General features: G+C 47.4%; 21 protein-coding genes and 1 pseudogene. 18 read left to right on the top strand and 4 right to left on the bottom strand.

Translation table 11 applies throughout. The features are described from left to right. Positions 1-112: 112 nt before the first annotated feature. Entirely contained in the window at positions 113-1,471 is a 1,359-nt protein-coding gene (locus AB1I50_RS04195; RefSeq protein ID WP_407724996.1) for an ABC transporter substrate-binding protein, read from the bottom strand. A 342-nt stretch (positions 1,472-1,813) separates the two neighbouring features. Here AB1I50_RS04195 and AB1I50_RS04190 point away from each other — a divergent pair, with 342 nt between their 5' ends. Next, positions 1,814-2,656: a YesL family protein gene (locus tag AB1I50_RS04190; RefSeq protein WP_407724995.1), complete on the top strand. Its 843-nt coding sequence runs from the start codon at positions 1,814-1,816 to the stop codon at positions 2,654-2,656. Between the two features lie 67 nt (positions 2,657-2,723). Here the strand turns inward: AB1I50_RS04190 and AB1I50_RS04185 are convergent, their stop codons facing one another. After that, a complete protein-coding gene (locus AB1I50_RS04185) occupies positions 2,724-3,272 on the bottom strand; it encodes a Maf family protein (RefSeq protein WP_407724994.1) in 549 nt (182 codons plus the stop codon). A gap of 168 nt (positions 3,273-3,440) precedes the next feature. Between AB1I50_RS04185 and AB1I50_RS04180 the strand changes: the two are divergent. Continuing rightward, positions 3,441-3,965, top strand: a pseudogene (locus tag AB1I50_RS04180) (transposase); the annotation flags it as partial. Between the two features lie 823 nt (positions 3,966-4,788). On the opposite strand, the gene AB1I50_RS04175 reads toward AB1I50_RS04180, so the two are convergent. Further along, a complete protein-coding gene (locus AB1I50_RS04175; protein ID WP_407724993.1) occupies positions 4,789-6,405 on the bottom strand; it encodes a C1 family peptidase in 1,617 nt (538 codons plus the stop codon). A gap of 165 nt (positions 6,406-6,570) precedes the next feature. Between AB1I50_RS04175 and AB1I50_RS04170 the strand changes: the two genes are divergently transcribed. From AB1I50_RS04170 to AB1I50_RS04120, 11 genes are all read left to right on the top strand, one after another. Then, entirely contained in the window at positions 6,571-8,058 is a 1,488-nt protein-coding gene (locus AB1I50_RS04170; RefSeq protein ID WP_407723075.1) for an IS5 family transposase, read from the top strand. Positions 8,059-8,167: 109 nt separating this feature from the next. After that, on the top strand, positions 8,168-9,040 hold the full coding sequence (gene gpr / locus AB1I50_RS04165) for a GPR endopeptidase (RefSeq protein WP_407724992.1): 873 nt from the start codon (positions 8,168-8,170) through the stop codon (positions 9,038-9,040). A gap of 42 nt (positions 9,041-9,082) precedes the next feature. Further along, complete coding sequence (gene spoIIP, locus AB1I50_RS04160) at positions 9,083-10,180, top strand: stage II sporulation protein P (protein WP_407724991.1); 1,098 nt, start codon at positions 9,083-9,085, stop codon at positions 10,178-10,180. 154 nt (positions 10,181-10,334) lie between these two features. Continuing rightward, positions 10,335-10,853, top strand: coding sequence for a hypothetical protein (locus tag AB1I50_RS04155; RefSeq protein WP_407724990.1), 519 nt, complete (start codon positions 10,335-10,337; stop codon positions 10,851-10,853). After that, positions 10,850-11,821, top strand: a complete 972-nt coding sequence (dusB, locus tag AB1I50_RS04150; RefSeq protein ID WP_407724989.1) for a tRNA dihydrouridine synthase DusB — start codon at positions 10,850-10,852, stop codon at positions 11,819-11,821. Before AB1I50_RS04155 ends, dusB begins: the two co-directional genes overlap by 4 nt. A 204-nt stretch (positions 11,822-12,025) precedes the next feature. Next, positions 12,026-13,282 carry a serine hydroxymethyltransferase gene (gene glyA, locus AB1I50_RS04145; protein ID WP_407724988.1) on the top strand — a complete coding sequence of 419 codons (1,257 nt, stop codon included), beginning with the start codon at positions 12,026-12,028 and terminating at the stop codon, positions 13,280-13,282. Positions 13,283-13,340: 58 nt separating this feature from the next. Further along, on the top strand, positions 13,341-14,609 hold the full coding sequence (locus tag AB1I50_RS04140) for a replication-associated recombination protein A (protein WP_407724987.1): 1,269 nt from the start codon (positions 13,341-13,343) through the stop codon (positions 14,607-14,609). A gap of 228 nt (positions 14,610-14,837) precedes the next feature. After that, positions 14,838-15,974: a starch-binding protein gene (locus AB1I50_RS04135; protein ID WP_407724986.1), complete on the top strand. Its 1,137-nt coding sequence runs from the start codon at positions 14,838-14,840 to the stop codon at positions 15,972-15,974. Between the two features lie 75 nt (positions 15,975-16,049). Then, positions 16,050-16,208: a hypothetical protein gene (locus AB1I50_RS04130; protein ID WP_407724985.1), complete on the top strand. Its 159-nt coding sequence runs from the start codon at positions 16,050-16,052 to the stop codon at positions 16,206-16,208. Then, complete coding sequence (locus AB1I50_RS04125; protein WP_407724984.1) at positions 16,208-16,738, top strand: alpha-amylase family glycosyl hydrolase; 531 nt, start codon at positions 16,208-16,210, stop codon at positions 16,736-16,738. Before AB1I50_RS04130 ends, AB1I50_RS04125 begins: the two co-directional genes overlap by 1 nt. Beyond that, positions 16,735-17,610: an alpha-amylase family protein gene (locus tag AB1I50_RS04120; protein WP_407724983.1), complete on the top strand. Its 876-nt coding sequence runs from the start codon at positions 16,735-16,737 to the stop codon at positions 17,608-17,610. Before AB1I50_RS04125 ends, AB1I50_RS04120 begins: the two co-directional genes overlap by 4 nt. A gap of 261 nt (positions 17,611-17,871) precedes the next feature. On the opposite strand, the gene putP is transcribed toward AB1I50_RS04120, so the two are convergent. Continuing rightward, positions 17,872-19,434 (bottom strand): sodium/proline symporter PutP, encoded by a 1,563-nt coding sequence (putP, locus tag AB1I50_RS04115; RefSeq protein ID WP_407724982.1) that lies wholly within the window; start codon positions 19,432-19,434, stop codon positions 17,872-17,874. A gap of 270 nt (positions 19,435-19,704) precedes the next feature. On the opposite strand from putP, the gene alr reads away from it, so the two are divergent. From alr to tsaD, 5 genes are read left to right on the top strand one after another with little or no spacing between them, the layout of a single operon-like run. After that, positions 19,705-20,880, top strand: coding sequence for an alanine racemase (alr, locus tag AB1I50_RS04110; protein WP_407724981.1), 1,176 nt, complete (start codon positions 19,705-19,707; stop codon positions 20,878-20,880). Continuing rightward, the gene (gene polA, locus AB1I50_RS04105) at positions 20,877-23,429 is read left to right on the top strand and encodes a DNA polymerase I (RefSeq protein WP_407724980.1); all 2,553 of its coding nucleotides are present in this window, start codon (positions 20,877-20,879) and stop codon (positions 23,427-23,429) included. Before alr ends, polA begins: the two co-directional genes overlap by 4 nt. Further along, on the top strand, positions 23,416-23,859 hold the full coding sequence (locus AB1I50_RS04100) for an arsenate reductase/protein-tyrosine-phosphatase family protein (RefSeq protein WP_407724979.1): 444 nt from the start codon (positions 23,416-23,418) through the stop codon (positions 23,857-23,859). Before polA ends, AB1I50_RS04100 begins: the two co-directional genes overlap by 14 nt. Beyond that, the gene (rimI, locus tag AB1I50_RS04095) at positions 23,837-24,271 is read left to right on the top strand and encodes a ribosomal protein S18-alanine N-acetyltransferase (RefSeq protein ID WP_407724978.1); all 435 of its coding nucleotides are present in this window, start codon (positions 23,837-23,839) and stop codon (positions 24,269-24,271) included. The genes AB1I50_RS04100 and rimI overlap by 23 nt, the downstream gene beginning before the upstream one ends. Before the next feature lie 23 nt (positions 24,272-24,294). Continuing rightward, complete coding sequence (gene tsaD, locus AB1I50_RS04090) at positions 24,295-25,299, top strand: tRNA (adenosine(37)-N6)-threonylcarbamoyltransferase complex transferase subunit TsaD (protein WP_407724977.1); 1,005 nt, start codon at positions 24,295-24,297, stop codon at positions 25,297-25,299. Positions 25,300-25,369: the final 70 nt, after the last annotated feature.

The following is a 25,369-nucleotide window of genomic DNA, read 5'->3' as shown; positions in this document are numbered from 1 at the left end:
CACGACCCCTACAGTTGTTTTATTTGAGTTTTTACCGTTTTAGCTGCTAAAGCTTAACCGTCTCCTAAAAATTTATATGCTGATTAATTCAACTTAAATTCAGAGTTGCCGATTATTCCGTAGCCTTTGCTTTCTCTGTCTTCCAGTTGTCAACAAATGCCTTCTTTACAGCATCCCAGTCGCCTGTGCCTGCGGCGTACTGAGTAAGAGCAGCGCCTACGCCGTTCTTCCACTCTTCGCTGGGCATTGTTGTAAAGTTCCAGCTAACGGGAGTTTTGCCTGCTTTTGTAAGCTCGGTGTCAATCTTAACAAGAGCGTTCTTTGACTCTTTGGCTGCATTGAAAGGAATTGTAAAGTTCATTTTTTCAGCCATAGCCTTTGTGCCTTCTTCGCTTGATACACACCAGTTGATGAACTCAAGTGTAGCTGCCTTGTCGTCATCGCTTGCATTGGTGTTTACGCACCAATAGTTTTCTGTACCTGTGCAAAGTCCCTGTGTAGCTTCATCGCCTGCGCCGATGTAAATAGGAAGCATGCCCATTTCGTCATCCTTAAGAGACTTTGAAATTGCGTCGTATTCCCATGTACCGTTCTGGAAGAATACAGCCTTGCCGTCCTTAAACTCTGTCTCGGCGTTTTCGCCTGTCTTTGAAGCCAGCTCTGTGGGCTTGCAGGTGGAGTTGTTAATGTACAGATCAAAGATGTTCTTGTAGTTGTCAAGGTAGGTGCCTTTTAACTCTTTCTTATCGGATACATTGTCATCCTTGTACTCGAAATAGATGGGAAGGTTAGCAAGGTGAGTTTTGAATCTCCAGTCTGATGAAGAATCCATACCTGCCGATGTGAACGCGCCTTCTACTCCAAGAGCCTCTTTGTTCTTCTGGATTTCTTCCGCAACAGTCTTAAGCTTGTCGAAGCTGTTGATGTCATCGATCTTCTTAACTGTGGCGTAATCGGAATCACAATACTTCTGAAGGAGAGTTTTGTTGTAAATGATACCATAGGTCTCGATTACATAAGCGATACCCTTGATTTTGCCGTCCTCTTTGAGTGCAAAGTCTTCTTTTGTTAAATTCTTTGCAATCTCGGAATTTGTAAGGTCGTCGCAGAATTCGCCCCATTTGGCAAGTCCTACGGGACCGTTTACCTGGAACAGTGTGGGAGCGTTGTCCTTGTTCATTTCCGAGGTAAGAGTCTGCTCATAGGTGCCTTCGGCAGCAGTCTTAACTGTTACCTCAACGCCCTTTGCCTTGGTGTATTCTTTTGCAAGATTCTGCCAAGCCTCGTCCTGCTCGGGCTTAAAGTTTAAGTAATAAACCTTGCCCTTTGAAGCGTCGCCCTTCTTTTCTTCGCCGGAAGCAGCTGAACCTGAACCTGAGCTTGAGATTCCGCCGCAGCCTGCAAGTGCTGTACCTGCCATCAAAGCGGCAAGAACAAGAGCAGACGCTCTTTTGAGATGTGTCTTTTTCACGTCAATCACCTTTTCTGAAAATATTTATCCGAAATCCGTCGGATATACGTCGAAAGCCTGATATTAAGCTTTCAATTTATATAAATAATAGCATTTTATCTGTTAAAAATCAAGAAAAACTTTTGACTTATTGTTGAAAATTTAGTGTACTTTTTGTTGCTTTGTGTGTTGGTTACAATTTAATAACCAATTTATAACGCTATAAATGAAGATTATAACTATATTTCTTTAAAAGAATCAACAAACACAATTTTGTAATATGTGTAAAAATAGAATAATATTGAAAAACTTTGTCAAACTGTGATATACTATCTCTTGAAAAACTACTCAGAGGTAAAAAGAATGAATAATAAAAAACAAAATTCGTTTACTGTTTTCTTCTCGCGTTTTCCGGCGCTGTTGCTCGCGGGAGTTATATTTTCGGCTTTTTTTGCCGCGTTTATGACATTATCGATTTCAGCCGCAAAGCTTTCGGGCTTTGACAATATTCTTGTGTGGGGGCTCGGAATAATTCCGTCGTCGGTTTTCCTGCCCGGACTTGTAATGGTCGTGCGAAAATATTCTGTCGAGAAAAATTTCGTTCCCGTAATTTCGACTTTTTTTAAGGCGGTCAGGGAAAATTTTAAGGATTTTATATTTCACGGATTTGTTATATACCTTATTTTCGCTTCTTCGTTTTTCGCAATCCTATACTACTTCACCCAGGCGCAAACCGACATTGTTTTTGCGTATATTCTCGTTATCTACATTCTTTTTACGGCAATAATGATACTCATGCTGTTTTACCTTCCGCTTATGGCTGTGACCTATGAGCTTCGTTACCGCGACCTTTATAAAAACTCACTGCTGATGATTTTCGGTAAAATCCTTACCAATATAATCACCTTTGTCATGGTCGGCGTACTTGCGGGAGGCTCGGTTTTTCTGCTTGTTTTCACCGACGGCGCGGCAAGAACAGCGGCGATAATTTTAATTACTGCATTATTGCCTCTGCTTATAACATATTTAATTGTTTCAATGATTTCAAAGGGAATGCAGGAAAATATGGGTTCGTTTGTAAATAACGCCGAACAACCCAAAAACGTGCTTTCCGAAGAAGAAAAACAAACCGTGCAAAATACTCGATCCGACGACGACTATATATTTATCAACGGCAAAATGGTGAAAAATCCGAACAAAAAATAAAAGTCGCCGGCAAATGCCGAAACACCTTACAAAGAAAAAGCAGGGAGCAGTCAACCGCTCCCTGTTTTTAAATTTCATTCAGCTTTTTATTCAGCAGGGCAACCGGCAGTCCGACCACGTTAAAGTAGTCGCCCTTGATCTGCCTGACAAGCAGCGAACCCTTGCCCTGAATTCCGTAAGCGCCTGCTTTGTCCGACGGATCGCCCGTGGCGATGTATTCCTCGATCTCCGCGTTGCTAAGTTCATAAAATTCAACCTCGGTGACCTGCGAAAACCTGATCACTCTGCTGCCCTTAAAAATTGCGCAGCCGGTTATAACGAGGTGAGTTTTGCCCGACAGCAGTTTAAGGATCTCAAAAGCCGCCTTGTCGGATTTCGGCTTGCCGATCATCTGGCTGTCAACAAAAACACCGGTATCGCAGCCGATAACCGTGTCGTCGGGGTGCAGCTTGTGAACATACTCCGCCTTTTTAAAGGCAAGGTGCTCCGGAATTTTATAAAGGTCAATTTGTTCGTGAATGCTTTCGTCAATGTGCGCCGGTTCAATTTTATAATTTTCCGTAATCAGCGATAAAAGCTCCTGCCTTCTCGGCGAAGCAGAGGCGAGAACAATCATAATAACCCTCTTTTCCAAGTAAGTAAATTTTAATTAATCACTGCCTTCAAAACAAGCAATCAGTAAAATTCTCGATAAACAGTGCATTTTTCATCGAAATGTGCTATAATAAGTGCAAGAAAATAATCAAGAGCAATAAAAAAGCTTGCACTTAAGTTAGAGGACAGTATGTATAAGTTCCATAGAAATCAACAAATGAGTTTTACAGATTTCAATCAGCCCGCAGGGATGCAGATGGATCCTGAGAACCGCTGGGTAAAGAAGGCTGCGAGTATACCGTGGTACGACATCGAGATAAAATATGCCGCGCTGTTTCCGAGCGAGACCGGTATGCCGGCAAAACCTTTACAAACAGCTCTCGGGTCGCTGATGATCCAGAAGAAATATGATTATTCCGACCGTGAGCTTGTCGAGCAAATCAAGGAGAATGCCTACTACCAATACTTTATCGGACTTCCGGGATATTCTTATGAAGCGCCTTTTGCACCGTCACTTTTGGTAGAGTTTCGCAAACGTCTGACAGATGACATCCTTGAAGATATCAACGAAATGATGATCCAATTCAATCTGCCTGAAAACAATGAAGACGATGATTCGGATAACAACAGTCACTCCGATGGCGGCGAGGATGCTGAAAGCAAAGAGAATGAGAACTCCGAAGCAGACAACAAAGGCACATTGATTCTTGACGCTATTCTAAAAAGTATCCGGTTGAGGAATCTGTCAAGATGGCTCTTGAAACAATAGAAGTTTTTAAAACAATCATCATTGGGAAATGATTAATTGGTTAGTTGACATTTGTTTAGGATACTATATAATATAGATAAAAGGAAATACCAATTATCTATAGTAGCGAAATGAATTAGTGCTCACAAACTTGTCCAACAATCACTTGGATAACACACTCGGGTGTTGAGTGTGACAGTAAGGAGAGCGCATGACTGTTAATCATGATGTCACTGGTTCGAGCCCAGTTGGGGGAGCCAAAAATAATAGGAACAGCAAATGCTGTTCCTATTATTTTTTGTTCCCTCATTATCCAACCGGGCTCGAAGGTCCGCGTAAAAAAACAGTCCTGTGGACTGTTTTTAGCGGACGGGGAGTAGGCTGAGTTCTCGTAACATCACGTCCTATGTGGCGAGCATAAAACTGTTTATTTTTATTTACAAATCTATTAATCTAATATATTATAGTATTGTTAAATTTTTATTTAGGATGAATTACGATGAAAATGCGTTACAACATATTTGAGAAGAAAAGATGATTATGGAATTTTAATTAATATTTCAAGTGTAAATGCGGAAAGAAATCAAAAATTATCAGAAAAATTTGAGCCGTGTGAGTGATTAAGACGGCTCAGGAATAAGTTTAATATCATAAAAAAATGGCTCTCCGTTAGTTTCGGAGAGCCTGTTTTTACTTTATATGATACTGCTGCATTTTAATCCCGCCGTTACAGATATTTTCCGTACGGTCACATTTTCCAAAGGCGGGCGAGAGTGCCCACCTGCACTTTTTAAATTTCAGCTATCATTTGCTGGATAAGGGTAACGTCGGAGATTGTGATATAACCGTCACCATTCATATCGGAAACCGATAATGCTTTATCTTCAAGTTTTACAATCAGAGCTATGTGCTTTTGGAGCAGGGTTGCGTCGTTGATATCGACAATGCCGTTGAGGTCAACATCGCCGGGCTTGGGAGCAGACTTTTTGGTAATCGCTTTAATCGAAAAAGTTCCGCCCATATTGTCGTCGCCAATCTCGGAGTACCAGTCCTTGGTATCGTAGATTTTGCCGTTGTCCATAACGTAGCTTAGGTCTTTTTCGGTTTGATACTTAAAAGTGAATTTTCCGCCCGAGGTAAGCCATTCGCAAACGCCGAGGCTTGCGCTTTCAGCGCCGGGAAGTGCAGAAATTCTAATAGCCACATTACCTGACGAATCGGGAATTTCAAAATCATCAAAGTCAGCGCAAATATATCCTGAGTATTCAACCGTTGAGCTGTAAAGCTCAGTCCAGTTGCTTTCGTCGCTGTCGGGTACGCCGTCTTTGTCGGGAACGTAGTAAATTTTGTAGTCAGCACCTTGGCTTGTAGTCTCAAAAACCACCTTGTCAAGCACATTATAATCGCTGTCAAAATCAAAGCTTTCGAACGCGGTCAGCTCGTCGCCTTTAATGTAATTAAACTCATATGTCGCGCCGTAAATTTCGTTTTGCAAAAGCTTGGTATCTTCGGTGATTTTATCAATCGACTTAATCTGATATGACGGGGTGTACTTTGTGGGATGGAACAAATCCCTGTCCTCGTAGGAAATCCAGAAAAATCCGTTGATGCCCCAATCATCGCCCCAACTGTTCTTGACAAGCCATGCGCCGTTTTCCGAGGGAGTTTCCTTGAAGTTCTCTGCTGAGTAATTATCGTCCCAGCCGACAATCTCAATCGCGTGTCCCATATAAGAGTCGGCATAGTCGGGGGACATATAGAACGAATAAGTGTCGTAATTAAAGCAGTTTACGGAATTTGAATAGTATGTGCTGATACCGCCACTCTCCATAATTGCCTGCTTGATTGAGTCTGCATCCTCGCGGTAAAGATATTTTATTGAAGTAACGCCGAAATCCGCCAAACCTGTCGGCAATTCGTCAGGAGTAAAATCGGTTAATTCCAGGCCGGGCAGCTTGCTATCCAAAACCGCTCCTTGCCATGAGGTTAAATATCCGAGCATTATTTTTGCTCTGCCTGCTTCTCCTGTACGTCTTACCCAGCCCTTTCCGCTGCTGCGTGTCGAGCCCCAGATATTGGCGTGATTGACCGACATATCGCCTATGTATAGGTCGTTTTTTAACAGCGTGGATTCAAGCGTTCCGAGTGCGCCGTAAACCCAGCAGTCGTTGTAAAGCTGCTCTTTAATGGAAGAAACATAGCCCAAATCGACCGAGCTGTACGTTGAGGGAAGGCTTGAGCTTTCTGTATTTCCCTCTGATACGCTGTCCAAAACCGCCTGCGGAGCGGAGATTAATTCTTCCTCATCAATTTCCGCGGCAGAAGCAGAGAAGCTTAACGCCGAGACCAAAACCGCGCATACGGCGGTTACGGAGATTATCGAGCTTAACAGTTTTTTATATCTCATCATAGTACCTCAATAGTATTAACTGTATAATTAGTCACTGCCTTCAAAACAAGCAATCAGTAAAATTCTCGATAAACAGTGCATTTTTCATCGAAATGTGCTATAATAAGTGCAAGAAAATAATCAAGAGCAATAAAAAAGCTTGCACTTAAGTTAGAGGACAGTATGTATAAGTTCCATAGAAATCAACAAATGAGTTTTACAGATTTCAATCAGCCCGCAGGGATGCAGATGGATCCTGAGAACCGCTGGGTAAAGAAGGCTGCGAGTATACCGTGGTACGACATCGAGATAAAATATGCCGCGCTGTTTCCGAGCGAGACCGGTATGCCGGCAAAACCTTTACAAACAGCTCTCGGGTCGCTGATGATCCAGAAGAAATATGATTATTCCGACCGTGAGCTTGTCGAGCAAATCAAGGAGAATGCCTACTACCAATACTTTATCGGACTTCCGGGATATTCTTATGAAGCGCCTTTTGCGCCGTCACTTTTGGTAGAGTTTCGCAAACGTCTGACAGATGACATCCTTGAAGACATCAACGAAATGATGATCCAATTCAATCTGCCTGAAAACAATGAAGACGATGATTCGGATAACAACAGTCACTCCGATGGCGGCGAGGATGCTGAAAGCAAAGAGAATGAGAAATCCGAAGCAGACAACAAAGGCACATTGATTCTTGACGCTACCTGTGCTCCTCAGAACATCTCTTACCCGCAGGACATCAATCTGCTGAACGAGGCAAGAGAAAATCTTGAATCCATCATAGACGATATCTGCTATACCTACAATTTTTACAAGCCAAGGATGTATCGCAAAAACGCGAGAAAAGATTATCTGAATTTGGCGAAATGCAAAAAGCGTACCAAGAAAAAGATCCGCAAGGCGATCAAGCAGCAGCTTCAGTATATTCGTCGAGACCTCGGCTATATCGATATGTTTGTATTAGCCAACGGAGTAGTTCTTACCGAAAAGCAAGCCAAGCGGTTAACGGTCATCAAAGAGCTGTATGAACAGCAAAAGTACATGTATGACAACAATGTTCACAGCGTCAAAGACCGCATCGTCAGTATTTCTCAGCCGTATATCCGACCCATCGTGCGCGGCAAAGCAAAAGCTCCGGTAGAATTCGGTGCAAAGCTGGATATGAGCATTGATGAAAACGGATTCGCACGGTTAGAGAGATTATCCTTTGACGCTTACAATGAAGCGGATGTGCTCATCTCGGCAATAGAGAGATACCGCAAGCGAACCGGACGCTATCCCGAAAGGGTGCTGGTCGATCAGATATACCGCAATCGGAACAACAGAGCTTTCTGCAAGAGCAAGGGTATCCGTATATCCGGTCCGGCTTTGGGGCGTCCAAAAAAAGAACCGACGCCGGAGGAACGCAAAACTGCATACAGTGATAACACGGATCGTATCGAAGTCGAGCGAGGCTTCAGCCTCGCAAAGAGATGCTGCGGCTTGGGACTCATCAGAACGAAGCTCGATACAACGACCCGTTGTTCCATTGCGCTTTCCCTACTGGTATTGAACCTCGAAAAATTAGCAAGAGGTTCTTTGCGCCGATTTTTGGGATTCCTGTACGACGTAATATCAATGCTGCTGAAGCTGAAAAATAACCTCATATCCGTTTCGTGCGGTTAATGAGCAGAGACTAATTATTGATATTATATCAAACAATTTAGCGAATGTAAAGAATAATAATTTGTAAGCAGTAAAGAATAGATTTAGAAAACTATTAAGGACTGAGAAAATGTACCTGAGAACCGACCTCGCGGTAGAAGCGCGTGAGCTTGCAGGCGGCAGCGTAAAGGGAATTGACTACAAAACCTACAGCGAAAGCGGACTTTCAATCTCTCGCCTGACGGTAAAGACGGAGAAGGCAAAGCAGACGCTCGGCAAGGATATAGGAACGTATATCACTGTCGCTCTGCCGTCGCTGACGGATAATTTCACATCGACCGACAAGCGCCTTGCGGCAATCGGCAGGGAAATCCGAAGGCTTATTCCTGTGAACGGACTTATACTCGTGGTAGGTCTTGGAAATGAGGAGATTACTCCGGACGCCTTAGGACCAAAAACCGCGCTTAAGGTGCTCGCGACAAGGCATATCCAGGGTGAGCTCGCGCGTTCGGCAGGGCTTGACGGATTGCGCCCCGTGGCGGTTATGAATACCGGCGTGACAGGTCAGACCGGTATTGAAACAGGGGAGTATATTCTCAGCGTGGTTAAGAGGATCCGCCCGAACGCCGTTGTGGTGATTGACGCGCTTGCTTCGCGCAGGCTTGAAAGGCTCGGTACAACTCTGCAAATAAGCGACGCCGGAATTTCCCCGGGCGCAGGAGTTGGAAACCACCGCACGAGGATAAACAAGGATACAATCGGCGTTCCGGTGATTTCGGTGGGCGTTCCGACTGTCGTTGACGTTCAGACTCTGGCAGGCGATCTGCTCGGCTTGGAACGTCAGGGAGAGCTTGAAAATCTCCCAAAGCTTAGCAGGAATATGGTCGTTATTCCGCGCGAGATTGATTTGCTTACAGAGCGAGCCTCGCGCCTGCTCGGATTTGCGCTGAACGCCGCTTTGCAGGACAGATTCAGCCTGAGCGAGCTTGTCGAGCTGATGTAATAAAATACCACCCTGTCCGCATATATATACTTGGGTGGTAATGTGAAAATCAAAGGAAAAATCTTAAAGCTGCTAAAGGCGACAGTCGCGTTTTCACTCGTGTTTTTGGCGGCTTTTTGTGTTATTCGCAGACTTCCGGAATGTTTTGACCCTCAGAGCGGAGCGCTTGCCGCCGCGGCGTTTACATTGACCGACGGCGTGTATCCCGTGCAGGCAGGTACAGAGCCTGAGTTAACCGAAGAAACTCAGCAAACCCTGCCTGTCAAGCAGGATAAGGAAAAGAGCGTTAAAACTTCGACCTCAACATCGGCAAAAGTCCGCGATAAGACAGGCTATTACGACAGTCTTGCCCCTCATAAGGGCGAGGAAAAGTATGAAGTCGCTCAAAAGCAAATCGGCTTTGACGGCACGGCGGTAGGGGAGTGCTGCGTTAAGAATAAAACCGGACTCGATTTTGATTTTGAGAGTCTCTTAAACGCTCCGCTCACGTTTAAAACCGAGAAGAATTCATCCTCTCCGCAGGTGCTTATCTACCATACCCACACAACCGAGGCGTACCTCGACGAAAGCGTCGATTATTTTTACGAAAGCTATTATTCCCGAACGCAGAATACGGATTTCAGCGTTGTGGCGGTGGGCGATAAAATAGCTCAGGAGCTCGAGAAAAACGGAATAAAAACCCTGCACGATACCACGGTTCACGACTCTACATACAACGGCGCTTACGACCGCAGCGCTCAGACCGTTCAGGCGGATATGGCGGAAAACAGCTCGATTAAGGTCGTGCTCGATATCCACCGCGACGCGCTCGGTACAGACGAGCGGAAGGTAAAGCCTGTTTTTGAGTACGACGGAAAGCAAGGCGCTCAGATTATGGTGCTGTCGGGCTGCGATTACTACGGAGAGAGGGATTTTGACCACTGGCAGAACAACCTGAATTTTGCGCTGAAAATCCAAAATACAGCGGAAAAGCTCTACCCCGGAATGACCAGACCGCTCAGCTTTGACTTTTTTGCCTATAACGAATATATTTGCGACGGTTCTCTGCTTATCGAGGTCGGCTCGGACGCGAATTCAATCGACGAGGTAGAGTACACGGGTACTTTGCTCGGAAAGGTTTTGTCCGAGGTGTTAAGTTAAAAATAATGATTTAACAGGTTTATCTATAAAATATATGTTTTCTTATAACCAATCTCTGTCAAAATTGCTATTGAAATACACCCTCTTGTTTGGTATAATAGCTATATATGCACACAATATATTGATTTACCGCAATTTACAGTGAGGTATTGATATGAAACACAGCAAGCTGGGTGCAAGAGTATTTGCAATTTTGTTCGGCGTAATGCTGTTGCTTTTCGGCACATTCGGAGTTCTGGCGGATAACGATGACAGCAGTTCATCGGGTTCATACGTTCCGGACGAGCCTGCTCAGACAGAATATGTTCCGCCTGAGACCGAGGCTCCCCAACCCGAAACCGAAGCTCCTCAGCCCGAGCCTGAAACCGCTGCGCCTCAGCCTGAGACCGAGGCGCCCAAGCCTGAGATTGAGACTGAAGCCCCTCAGCGTGAGACAGAAGCTCCTCAGCAGGAGACCGAAAGACAAATTAATAACATCGACAACAACTCAAACACCGGAACAACCGAGTTCTTTATTCCGCCTACGGTTCCCAAAACCGTCAGCCAAAAGACCTACTCCACAAACAAGGCGTTCGGCGCGGCCTCGTGGATTTGCGTGGCTGTCGGAATTGTTGTAATTCTCGCCGTTGCCATAAGTACAAAGGCAGGCGGAAGGAAAAACCGCGGCGTATGAGCGAGTATAAAATAGGCGGAGTACGCCTGAATTCACGCGCGCTTTTAGCGCCGATGGCAGGCATCAGCGACCGGGCCTACCGCGAGCTTTGCGTAAGCTGCGGCGCAGGCTACTGTGTCAGCGAAATGGTAAGCTCGAAGGCGCTCTCATTTAAGGACAAAAAGAGCGAGGAGCTTATGAAAACCTCGGACAAGGAACGTCCGTGCGGAATTCAGATTTTCGGTGACGAGCCGTCAACAATGGCTCAGGCGGCGCTGTCGGCTATGAAGAATAACCCCGATATCATCGACATAAATATGGGTTGTCCGGCTCCGAAAATCAGCGGAAGCGGAAGCGGCTGCGCCCTGATGAAAAATCCCAAGCTGTGCGGCGAGATTGTAAAGGCGGTTGTCGAAGTCAGCCCCGTGCCCGTAACGGTAAAAATCCGCAAGGGCTGGGACGAGGACAGCATTAACGCGATTGAAGTCGCAGGGATTTGCGAGCAGGCAGGCGCTTCGGCGGTGACGATCCACGGCAGAACTCGCCGTCAGTACTACAAGCCGCCGGTAGATTACGATATAATCCGTCAGCTAAAGCAGAGCGCAGGTATTCCGGTAATCGCAAACGGAGATATTGATTCTGCCGAAAAAGCAAAGCATGTGCTCGAAATAACCGGCGCGGACTTTGTTATGGTCGGCAGGGCGAGCCTCGGAAATCCGTGGATATTTTCACAGATAAATTCACTGCTTGAAAATCCCGAAAAACCGCTGTATTATCCCTCTCTCGACGAAAAGCTGGACGTTATGTGCGCCCACATTGAAAAGATGGTCGAGTACAAGGGCGAGTATATCGCGCTCAGACAAGCGCGCAAGCTTGTGATGGGCTATTTTAAGGGAATCCGAGGCGCGGCAAAGCTCAGAAATGAAGCAGGAAGAATTGAGACATTGGAAGATTTATACGCCTTAAAGCAGAAGGCGCTTAGTCTTTAAGGCAATACCGCATAATTCAGGTGTGCGGATTGCGCAGCAAGATTTTTCGTCAGGTTGTACAAATAAATCAAGGTAAGGCTGACGCCTTGCCGAGATTTTTTGGGCAAGCTGACGGAATAATATTCAAGCAAGCCGTGCGCCTTGAATTGTGCGGTGTTGCCTTAAGTATATAATGATTAATCAAACACAAAGGGGAAGTTAAAAATGAGTGAACTTACAAACATCGCGGCACTTGAATATCTTATGGAGTACGATCCCGCGGTAGGAAACGCAATGAACAGCGAGCTCAAAAGACAAAGACGTAACCTTGAGCTCATCGCAAGCGAAAATATAGTTACACCTGCTGTTATGGCAGCAATGGGCAGCCACCTGACCAACAAGTACGCCGAGGGTTATCCCGGAAAGCGTTACTACGGCGGCTGCGAGTGCGTAGACGTTGTCGAGGAAATCGCGCGTCAGCGCGCCTGCGAGCTTTTCGGTGCAGAGCACGCAAACGTTCAGCCTCACTCGGGCGCACAGGCAAACACAGCGGTTTACTTCGCTATGCTCGAGCCCGGTGACACCGTAATGGGTATGAACCTCAACGAGGGCGGACATCTCACACACGGCTCGCCAGTTAACATTTCGGGTAAATACTTCAACTTCGTACCCTACGGCGTTGACAGCGAAACCCACCGCATTGACTACGACAAGGTTTTAGAAATTGCAAAGGAATGTAAGCCCAAGCTGATTGTGGCAGGCGCTTCCGCATATCCCAGAATTATCGACTTCGCAAAGCTCAGAGAAATTGCCGACGCTGTAGGCGCTTATCTGATGGTAGATATGGCTCACATCGCAGGCCTTGTAGCCGCAGGAGTTCATCCCAACCCCGTGCCTTACTGTGAGTTTGTTACAACTACAACTCACAAAACTCTCCGCGGTCCGCGCGGCGGTCTTATCCTCTGCCGTGAGGAATTCGCAAAGCAGATTGACAAGGCAATCTTCCCCGGAACCCAGGGCGGTCCGCTTATGCACACAATCGCTGCAAAGGCAGTTTGCTTCGGAGAGGCGTTAAAGCCCGAATTCAAGGAGTACGGCGCAAAGGTAGTTTCAAACTGCAAGGCGCTTGCCGAGGGACTTCTCAAGCGCGGCTGTAAGCTCGTTTCGGGCGGTACAGACAACCACGTTATGCTGCTTGACCTCCGCGACACCGACGTTACCGGCAAGGAGCTCGAGGCAAGACTTGACGACTGCTACATCACGGTCAACAAGAACACTATCCCCGGCGAACCGCGTTCACCGTTCGTTACCAGCGGCGTAAGAATCGGCACTGCCGCGGTTACAACAAGAGGTCTCAACGAAGATGATATGGACCTCATCGCAGAGTACATCACCCTCGTTCTCAACGACTACGAGAACAGCAAGGAGAAGGTAAGGGTCGGCGTAGAGGCTATCTGCAAAAAGTATCCTCTTTATGAATAATTAAAAGATTTGATTGTATGGGCGAGCGCTGTCTCGCCCGCAATTTTTAGGTGATTTTATGAACAAACCCCTGGCAGACAGATTAAGACCGAGTTCAATAGACGATATCGTCGGTCAGCGCCATTTGCTCGCTCCCGGTAAGCCGCTCAGAAAAATTGTCGAGAGCGGCGAAATCCCGAACCTTATCTTTTGCGGTCCGTCGGGCGTGGGCAAGACGACTCTCGCCACATATATAGCCAACAAAACGCACAAAACCCTCAAAAAGCTCAACGGTACAACCGCCTCTACAGCGGACATCAAGTCGATTGTTTCGGGGCTTGACACCTTTGAGGGAATAAACGGAATTTTGCTCTACCTCGACGAGATTCAGTATTTTAATAAAAAGCAGCAGCAAACTCTGCTCGAGTACATTGAAAACGGCAGTATCACCCTGATTGCCTCAACTACCGAGAACCCGTATTTTTACGTATACAACGCCATTTTGAGCCGTTGTACGGTGTTCGAGTTCAAATCGGTCGAGCCTAAGGAGGTCGAAAAAGCGCTTTCTCGCGCTGCAAAGCTGCTCGGAGAGGAGCAGGGAACAGAGGTTGAGCTGTGCGGGGGCGCGGCGGAGAAAATCGCGGCAGGCTGCGGCGGCGACGTCCGCAAGGCGCTCAACGCTCTCGAGCTCTCCGCAATAGCCGCCGATACCGAGGACGGAGTTAAGAAAATCACGGTTGAAATCGCAGAACAGCTCGTACAGAAAAGCTCCATGCGCTACGACCGTGACGGCGACGAGCACTACGACATAGTTTCGGCTTATCAAAAAAGTATGCGCGGCTCGGATCCCGACGCGGCGCTTCATTACCTCGGCAGACTGCTCGAGGCAGGCGATCTTCCAAGCGCATGCAGAAGGCTTATGGTCTGCGCCTGCGAGGACGTGGGACTTGCATATCCGCAGATTATCCCGATTGTAAAAGCCTGCGTGGACATAGCTCAGGCGGTTGGACTACCCGAGGCGAGAATTCCCCTTGCCGACGCGGTTATTATGGTCTGCAACGCTCCCAAGTCAAATTCCGGCGAAGCCGCAATCGACGCGGCGTTGGGTGATATCCGCCGCGGTAATTCAGGCCCTGTTCCGCGCCGGCTCCAAAATATGCACTACGACGGCGAGGACAACCCCAACAAAGGCCAGCACTATATCTATCCCCACGATTATCCCAATCACTACACCTATCAGCAGTATCTGCCCGACGCGATAAAGGACAGAAGGTATTACCGCTTCGGAGACAACAAAAACGAGCAGGCGTTCAAGGCGTACTGGGACAGGATTAAAAACGAAAAATAAACCAAAAAAGCTCTCGAAATTTGCGCATACAAATTCGGGAGCTTTATTTTTTTAATTTTGCATAACGCAATCGGCAATTCATACAAAAAGAAGAGCTTATTTTTGGCAGTTAAAAAATAAATAATTCTAAAACAGAAAAATCAAAAAAACGCAATTATTGTAAACTATATTTGTATAATGCGGAAAAGTATTATTTTCGCAAAATTCTATGCTATGGAGGGACATATTATGGCAAAGAAACAACACAAATTTTTATGTCTTGTGCTGTGTTTAGCCCTGGTATTCTCAGCTGTTTTGGCCGGCACGGTTAGTGCGTTCGCTGCCGCCGGAGACACTGTTTATGTCAGGCTGAACAATGGCTGGAGCAACGTCTACTGCTATATGTGGAGCGACAGCCTCGGCAACAATGCCGCGTGGCCGGGCGTAAAAATGACGCTTGTTAAGGATAACGTTTATTCTTACAAGCTGACCAAGGCCTTCGACAAAGTTATTTTTGACAATGGCAGCGGAGGCAACGACAACCAGACAACCGACCTCACTTATCCCGGCAAGAGCGGTCAAATTTATGACCTCAAGGCGGGCACATGGTCGGCGTACGCAGACGCTCCGCAGGAGACAACCTCAGCCGGCGGTTCAACCGCTACAACCTCAGCGGTTCAGCCTACTACAAGCGGCGGATCTTCTTCCACAGGTACAACAGTTTATTATAAGAATAATGATAACTGGTCAACTCCGTACTGCTATATGTGGAACAGCAACTCCGACAACAACGGCTGGCCCGGCAAGGCTATGACAAAGGTTGACGACGATGTTTGGATGTACACCGCTACAAAAACATATGCTAACTGCATATTCAGCAACAACGGTCAGAGCCAGACAACCGACCTCACCGCGCATGACGGACAGATTTATGACGGCAGCACATGGAAGGTTTACGACACAAGCGATCTTCGCGTAAGCTCCTACACAGCCGATCCTTCAAGCGACATCTATCCCGGAATGGATGTAACCCTCAGCGCCGAGGCTAAAAATGTTAACGGCGCAACCGTTTACTACAAGTTTTCGGTTACAAACGCGGGCGGCGGCACATCGGTTATCTCTAACTTCAGCACCGCAAAGACCGTAACCTGGACTCCGTCAGTCGCAGGCAGCTACACAATCAAGTACGACTTTATGGATACCGCAGGTAACGAGAACAGCCGTACACTCGCACTTACAGTTGCCGACGATTCTTCGGTTACAAAGCCGATTATCAAGAGCGTAACTCCTGCTAACCTCAACCTTATCAAGGCAGGCGTTGCAAACACCGTTACAGTTACAGCCGGCGGCGGAAAGACCGGCACAAACCTGCTGTTCTACAAGTAAATCGTTACCGATCCCAACGGTGTAAAGAACACACCTTACTATACCCTTAACAACACCTATCAGTTTACCCCGACAATGGCAGGTAACTACGTTGTTAACGTATGTGTTCAGGCGTCAGATAACTCAACGGTTACAAAGACCTACAACTACACCGCTACAGCGGACGGTCCTATCCCGACCAGACAGACCCCATTGACAGCTCCGATCCGCGTGAGGACACACTCTACTTTGTAATGACAACCCGTTTTTATAACGGCGACACCGGCAACGACGTTCACTGTTGGGATGACAGCAACGCTAACAACCCCGATTCCGACCCGGCATGGCGCGGCGACTTCAAAGGTCTTGCCGACAAGCTCGACTACATCAAGGCGCTCGGCTTTAACGCAATCTGGGTAACTTCCGTTGTTACAAACGCCTCGGGTTATGACTACCACGGCTACCACGCTATGGACTTCGGCACGGTTGATTACCGTTACGAGAGCGACGATTTTGATTATCAGGATCTTATCCACGCCGTTCACCAGAAGGGCATGAAGATTTATCAGGATATGATGTTCAACGACCAAATTCACGACGCCGCAAAGGCAGCCGGCAAGCCCAACTTCCTTATGTTCGGTGAAATCTGCACACGCTATACCGAGGTTTGGTACCGCGGCCACGCAGAGGAATCCGCTCCCTACTACACCTGGAAAGAGAGCAATTCAAAGTGGGCTGACAGCTGCATTGGGGCACAACGGCTGAGGACATCAACGCAAATATGAACCTCACCTTTGATCACTACAAGACCGAGGATAACCCCAGCAGTCAGCCGACATCTACTAATGCTACGCTCAGCGGAGTAACCTATCATAAGCCCGACCGTTCAAAGGCTTCGGGTATGGAAGCAATCGACTTTACAATGCACAGAATGTTCGGTTCTGCAAGCAGCGCGTTCGGTGTTGCAAAGGCTTCCGATAAGTATTACAACGACGCTACATATAATGTAATGTACGTTGATTCTCATGACTACTCTCCCGAGCAGCCCGACGAGTTCACACGCTTCACCGGCGGAACTCAGACTTGGGCAGAAGACCTTGACCTTATGTTCACCTTCCGCGGAATTCCGTGCGTATACTACGGTTCCGAGGTAGAGTTCAAGAAGGGTGAGCTTATTGATAAGGGTACGTTAATTTCGCTCGAAAACTCAGGCAGAGCTTACTACGGCGACTACCTCGAGGGCGATGTTACCGCAACCGATTTTAGTAAGTACACAGCTTCCGGCACAGTTGCAACTACACTTAACAAGCCGCTCGCACAGCACCTGATGAAGCTCAACGCTATCCGCAGAGCAGTACCTGCTCTCCAAAAAGGACAGTACGCCGTTGCTTCGGGCAATATCGCGTACATCCGCCGTTACACCGACAGCTCAACCGACAGCCTCGCATGTGTAACAATCTCCGGCGGCGCTACATTTAACAATGTTCCCAACGGAAAGTACATCGACGCTGTTACAGGCGATGTTGTTAACGTTACAAACAACACACTCACAGTTCCCTCCATCGGAGCGGCTAATATGAGAGTATATGTATGCTGCGCAACAGGCTTCAAAGGAATCAGCGGAAAAATCGGCAACACAACAACATATCTCAAGTAATATTTTTACAGCAAACAATGAGCTGCTGACCACGGTTGGCGGCTCATTGTTAATTTGATAGGAAATAACAACAAATTTTTTAAATAAATTTAAAAGCAACTTATTACTACAAGCAATAAAAAATTTTTATCTAATATAAAATTATCCGGCTCGGAACTGTTGCGGTTCTGAGCCGGATTCATTTTAAATATTATATAGCTTGCAAAGCAAATTTAGCTTGGCAACGCCAAATTTAGCTGCGGCAAAGCCGCAATTTAGCTCTTAAACTTCAAGGTTTTTGATAGACTCAAATTCGCCTGTAATTTCCTTTGAAGGCTTCTTTGTGATGAGCGATACTACAACGTTTACAACCAGTGCAAGCGCAAAGCCTACAACCAGTGAGTAAAGTCCTGTAGCGGCGTAAATTGTCTGACCGTTAACAACCGGCAGGTAGTCCCAAACGATAACGGTCAATGCGCCTGTCGCCATACCCGCAATAGCTCCTGCGAGGTTTGAACGCTTCCAGAACAGCGCGAGCAGTACAACCGGACCGAATGCCGAGCCAAAGCCTGCCCATGCGTCGGAAACAAGTCCCATAATGCTCGAGTTCGGATCAAGCGCGATAAGGAAAGCGATAACCGCTACAACAACAACCGCGATTTTACCAACCCAAAGCGAGGTTTTTTCCGACGCGTTCTTCTTGATAACGCCCTTGAACATATCCTCGGAAACCGCCGACGCGGTAACAAGGAGCTGGCTGTCCGCGGTGGACATAATTGCCGCCAAAATACCGCAGAGGAAGATACCGCCTACAAAAATCAATACGCCGTTTCCTGAGAATACCTGCTGAATCAGGCGGATAAACGCTGTCTCGCTGTTTGAAGCGTCAAGCTGGTGAGTGAGGAACGCTCTCGCGATAAGTCCGATAAGGCAAGCCGCCGCAAGCGAGATAATAACCCAAACAATGGCGATTTTTCTTGACTTTTTAACCTCAGCCTCATTCTTGATAGCCATAAAGCGGATAATGATGTGGGGCATACCGAAGTAACCAAGTCCCCAAGCGAGGTTTGAAATAATCGAAACAGCAGAAACGTTAGAGCCGTCGTCGTTCTTCATAAAGTTCAGGAAGTTTTCCGGATTGCTTACGCCCTTTGCGCTGAGTGCTGTGGCAAAGCCCTGATCCCAAGTGAGTATTGTATATGCTACAATCGGAACCGCGAGAATCGCCACGAGCATCAAAAGTCCCTGGATAAGGTCAGTGGTGCATACCGCGCCGAAGCCGCCGAGGAAGGTGTAAATAAGAATTACAACCGATGCGATAATCAAGCCGATAAAGTACGCTGTCTGGTCGAGCTGACCGTTTTCTCCGTGACCGAAGAGAGTAGCAAACAGCTTTGCGCCCGAGCTGAACGCCGAAGCGGTGTAAACCGCAAAGAAAATCGCGATGATAATAGCGGACACAATCTTGATTACGCCGCGGTTATCACGGTAGCGGTTCTGGAAAAAGCTCGGGATCGTCAGCGAGTTGCCCGATACAATGGTGTACTTTCTAAGTCTTGACGATACGATAAACCAGTTGAGGATTGTACCGATAAGCAAACCAATCGCAATCCACACCTCACCCGTACCGGCAAGGTAAATTGAACCGGGAAGTCCCATCAGCAGCCAGCCGCTCATATCGGAAGCCTGAGCAGACATCGCCGCGGTCCATCCGCCGAGGTTACGGCCGCCGAGGAAGTAGTCCTCGTTGTTCTTCGTTTTTCTGGAGTACACTACGCCGATGGCAATCATAATTACCATATACACGGCAAATGCACTCAGAATTATTATGTTTTCTGATGTCAAAATTTTCCCTCCTGTTTTATAAACCGCAAAATGTGCGGTATTCTTCAAAATTTCGCACAAAGATATTTTAGCACATTAAAGCAGGAAAATCAAGGTATAATGCAATATTATTGATATTTTTAGCTCAAATTCAGCATATTATTTATTTAATGGGAATTAAACACGCCCTAACGGTTGATTTAATCGCGGAAAAGTAATATAATATCTATATATGATTAGTTTTAATATTCTAATACAGAATTATCATTCCATCGCCAAAGGGGTTTAATTATGGAGTTTGTAAAAAGAACATGGGCGGAGATTTCTCTCGACGCCGTTATTCATAATTTTAAGGAGATAAAGAGCAAAACCGGCAACGCCAAAATCTGCTGTGTAGTCAAGGCTGACGGCTACGGCCACGGCGCGGTTATGCTATCTCAGGTTTACGAAAAGCTCGGCGCGGATTTCTTCGCGGTTTCAAATATCGACGAGGGAATTGAGCTCAGAGACGCAGGCTGTACGCTGCCTATTCTCATTTTGGGCTACACCCCCGTGACCGACGCTTCGCGCCTTGCGCAGTACAATATCTCGCAGGCGGTTTTTTCGCTCGGCTATGCTCAGGCGCTGTCGGACGAATGTACCAAGGCAGGAGTAAGCGTAAAAATCCACATCAAGGCTGACACGGGTATGAGCCGAATCGGCTTTATGTGTCAGCAATTTCCGCGTGATGATAATTCTATTAAAGAAATTTGCGAAGCCTGCGCACTGCCAAACCTTATTCCCGAAGGCTTGTTCACTCATTTCTGCGTTTCAGATGAAGGGGACGAGGGCAGGGGATTTACCCAAAAACAGTACGATAACTTTACATATGTCCGAAAAGCTCTTGAAAGCGAAGGGCTGAATATTGAAATCTGCCACTGCTCAAACAGCGGAGCAATCGAGGATTACGGCGATACATACTGCGATATGGTCAGGGCGGGTATTATCCTTTACGGTCTCGCTCCGTCGCCAAAGCTTTTCGGCAAGCTCAACCTAAGGCCTGCCATGACGCTCAAAACCTCGGTCGCGTATGTTAAGGAGCTTAAAAAAGGCGCTGATATTTCCTACGGAAGAACCTTTACCGCGCCTAAGGATATGAAAATCGCGACGGTTCCAATCGGCTACGCCGACGGTTTTGTCCGCTCAAACGCCGAAAACGGCTATATGCTCGTTAACGGTCAAAAGGCGAAGATTGTCGGCAGAATTTGTATGGATCAGACCATGCTCGACGTCACCGATATCGACTACGTTGAGCAGGGCGACGAGGTTGTTGTGTTCGGCACGGGCGAGCACGGCGAGCCTACCGCGGATTTAATCGCGAAAAATACCGATACAATAAACTACGAGGTCGTTTGCCTTGTCGGCAAGCGCGTACCGCGAATTTACTACAAAGACGGTGTAATTACGGAAGTGATGTATAAGCTATGAGGATTTTGGTTGTTGACGGAAACAGCATTGTAAACCGTGCGTTTTACGGAATAAGACCGCTCACAAACAAGGACGGTCAGTTTACCCACGCAATTTACGGCTTTTTGACAATGCTCAATAAAATTCAAAATGAAGAAAATCCCGACGCGGTGGCAATCGCGTTCGACCTGAAAGCTCCGACCTTCAGGCACAAGGCGTATTCGCTCTACAAGGCGAACCGCAAGGGTATGCCGCCCGAGCTCGCCTCGCAAATGCCTCCGCTAAAGGAGCTTTTGGGATTATTAGGTTATAAAATCGTCACCTGCGAGGGTTACGAGGCTGACGATATCCTCGGCACCTTCGCTTCCGCTTGCGATAAAAGCGGCGACGAGTGTGTAATCGCTACAGGAGACCGCGACAGCTTACAGCTCGCGTCCGATAAAACCACAATCCACCTCTGCACCAACAAGCAGGATATCCGCTACACTCCCGAAAAAATTATGGAGGATTACGGCGTTACGCCCTTGGAGCTTATCGAAATCAAGGCGATTCAGGGCGATACCTCCGACAATATCCCCGGAGTTGCAGGAATCGGCCCTAAGGGCGCAGGCGATTTAATTCAAAAATACCACAGCGTTCAGTATATTTACGACCACCTCGACGAGCTCGACATAAAGGACGGCGTGCGCAAAAAGCTGACTGCTTCAAAGGAAAACGCGATTATGAGCCGTATGCTCGGTGAAATCTGCCGCACCGCGCCGATTGATACCGACATTACCGCCTATACCGTTGAGATTAAGGACAAGCAGGCTTGCGCCGATTATATGGCTAAGCTCGAACTTTTTTCTTTAATGGAAAAATACGGCTTGACCGATATTCCGCAGACCGAAGTCAAAGCGGAAGAAGCGCAGAAGCTTGAAGTTGTGGAAAATGAAGCTAATATTCCGATAAAGAATAATGATAAATTATATCTTAGCTTTGAAATTTCCGATAAAGAATTAAAAGCCTTTGCGGTTTTAATCAACGGCAAGGTTTACACAAGCCGTGATGCGGATTTGTTTGACGATATTCTCAAAAACCCCGAGCTGAAAAAATACACGCGCGGCAGTAAGGCGCTCTTTGCCTATGCCGACAAAAAGGGCTTTGAAGCCGCGGCAATCGAGTTCGACACCGAGCTTGCCGCGTATCTCCTCAATCCGTCCGAAAAGGACTATTCCGACGAGCATTTGTGTATGATTTACGACGTTGCTCTGCCCGTAACTGATGACGAGGACAAAAAGCAGTACAGAGCTCTTGCGGTTTACGACAAGCTTTGCGAAAAGCTCGAAAACGAGATTAAGGCGAACGAACAGCAAAAGCTCCTTGAAGAAATCGAAATTCCTCTCGCAAAGGTTCTCGCAAAGATGGAGAACGTCGGTTTTGCCGTGGACAGGCAGGGTATAGCCGACTACGGCTCTATGCTGTCACAGCAGATTGACGAGCTTGAAAAAACAATTTACGGGCAGGCTGGCGGTCAGTTCAACATAAATTCCCCAAAACAGCTCGGCAAGGTGCTGTTTGAGGACTTGGGACTGCCGGTTAAGAAAAAGACAAAAAGCGGCTACAGCACAAACGCCGAGGTGCTCGAAAGCCTGCGATACGATAACCCGATTGTTGACAACGTGCTCCGATACCGCGCACTCGCAAAGCTCAACTCGACCTACTGCGAGGGCTTGTTAAAGGTAATCGCGGACGATGGCAGAATTCACTCCAGCTTTAACCAGACCGAGACAAGGACAGGCAGAATAAGCTCAACCGAGCCGAATTTGCAGAATATCCCTGTCCGCACCGAGCTCGGCAGAGAAATGCGCAAGTTCTTCTGCGCCAAGGACGGCTGGATTTTGGTTGACGCCGACTATTCGCAGATTGAGCTCAGAGTTCTGGCGCATATCTCGGGCGATGAAAATATGATTGAGGCGTTCAAAAATAACGACGATATCCACGCCATCACCGCCTCGCAGGTGTTTAATATGCCGCTCGAAATGGTAACTCCGCTTATGAGGAGCCGCGCAAAGGCGGTAAACTTCGGTATCGTCTACGGAATCGGCGCGTTCTCGCTCGGCAAGGACATCGGCGTTTCAATGCGCGAGGCTTCGCAGTATATCAAAAATTATCTCGCCCACTACAGCGGCGTTGACGAATATATGAAGCGCGTTGTCGAGCGCGCAAAGCTCGACGGCTATGTTGAGACGATGTTCGGCAGAAGGCGTTACCTGCCCGAGCTGAGCACAGGCAAGGCGATGATGAGAGCATTCGGAGAGCGCGTGGCGCGTAATATGCCGATTCAGGGCACTGCCGCCGACATTATCAAAGTCGCGATGGTCAGGGTTGACGAAAGGCTAAAGCGCGAAAATATGCAGGCAAGGCTTATTTTGCAGGTTCACGATGAGCTGATTGTCGAAGCTCCCGAGGCCGAAAGCGAAAAAGCCGCAAAAATCCTGCAGGAAGAAATGGAAAATGCCGTTGCGCTCAGCGTTCCGCTGACAGCCGACGCGGCGATAGGAAAGACGTGGTACGATGCAAAAGGATAGATATGTGGCGTTTGTCTGCACAGGCAACACCTGCCGCAGCCCGATGGCAGAGGCGATTTTTAATAAATTATCGGACGAAAAGGGCTTGAACATCGGCGCGGTCAGCTTCGGCATGGCGGCGGCAAACGGCGTTCCTGCTTCGTTCAACGCTCAAAAGGCGTGCGAGGAAATCGGAATTGACCTCAGCCAAAAGAAGGCGAATTTTGTTTTTAACTACAACATCGCCCAGTTTGAGCGCTTTTACTGTATGACCGACGAGCACGCGATGATGCTCAGGGATTTTTGCAGTATTCCCGAGGAAAAAATTACGGTTATGAATATCTCAGACCCGTTCGGCGGAAATCTCGACGTGTACAGAGCGTGCAGGGATGAAATTTATAATTCTGTAAAAGAAATAATAAAAGAATATGAATCTGAAAAGAATGACTGAGGAGCACCTTGAAACTGTGCTCAAAATAGAAAACGAGTGTTTTTCGCACCCTTGGTCGCGCGAAAGCCTGCTCTCGGAGCTGAATAACCCGAATTCCGTGTTTATCGCGGCGCTCGAAAATGATGAAGTAATCGGCTACATCGGTATGAGCGCGGTTATCGACGAGGGATATATCTTCAACGTCGCCGTGACCGAGAGCGAAAGGGGAAGGGGAGTGGGCTCCGCGCTTATCCGCGAGCTTGTCACCCACTGCAAAAAGAACAGCTTTGCGTTTGTAACCTTGGAGGTTCGCGAAAGCAACGCAACCGCAATCTCGCTTTACTCAAACTTCGGCTTTATCAAGGTGGGCGAGAGGAAGAATTATTACCGCGACCCGGAGGAAAACGCTGTTTTGATGACAAAATACTTCTAATAAAGAAAAAAGGAAGAATATCAATGCGAATTTTAGCAATAGAATCATCCTGCGACGAGACTGCCGCGGCTGTGGTTGAGGACGGCAGAAACGTCTTGTCCTCGGTAGTCGCCTCACAGGTAGAGGAGCACAGGCTGTACGGCGGTGTTGTGCCCGAGATAGCATCGCGCCGTCATGCCGAGGCGATAACTCCTGTCGTAACTCAGGCGCTCGAGCAGGCAAAGCTTACCCTTGAAGAAATCGACGCTCTCGCGGTTACATACGCGCCGGGACTAATCGGCGCACTGCTCGTCGGCGTAAACTTCGCCAAGGGCTTGTCGCTTTCCACAGGACTGCCTTTAATCCCAACCCACCACCTTCGTTCGCACATAGCGTCGAATTATATTTCTAATTTGGAACTAAAGCCGCCGTTTCTCTGCCTTGTTGTGTCGGGCGGACACAGCCACATAGTTATGGTAGAGGATTATACCAAGATGAAAATTATCGGCAGAACGCGCGACGACGCCGCAGGCGAAGCCTTTGACAAGGCGGCAAGGACAATGGGAATGCCCTACCCCGGCGGAATCGAGCTTGACAAGGTCGCAGAGGACGGCAATCCGCTCGCGTTCAAGCTTCCTCGCCCTGTTGTAAATGACGCGCCGTACGATTTCAGCTTTTCGGGACTGAAAACTGCGGTTATCAATCTGCTCCATAACTCAGCCCAGAAGGGAATTGAGCTCAATAAAGCCGACGTCTGCGCCTCGTTCAGATACGCCGTTGTAGACTGTCTTGTTACAAACTTCTTAAAAGCGGCTGAGGATTTGGGCGTAAAACGGCTTGTAATCGCAGGCGGAGTATCGGCAAACCGCCTTTTGCGCAAAACTCTTGAAGAAGAATGCAAAAACCGCGGCTATGAATTCTATATGCCCGACAAAAGCCTTTGCGGAGACAACGCCGCAATGGTCGGCTCTCAGGCTTATTACGAGTACCTGAGCGGCAACACCGCAGGAACGGATTTAAATGCTTATGCCACAATGAGCATAGAATAACAAAATATTAATAATACGCCAAATTTATTGACAAAATAAACGCCATGGCGTATAATTAACGTGTAAAAAA

This window comes from Ruminococcus sp. NATIVEDY161, from assembly GCF_045819895.1.
GTDB lineage: Bacteria > Bacillota > Clostridia > Oscillospirales > Acutalibacteraceae > Ruminococcoides.
This window is presented reverse-complemented; position numbering and strand designations above follow the sequence as displayed.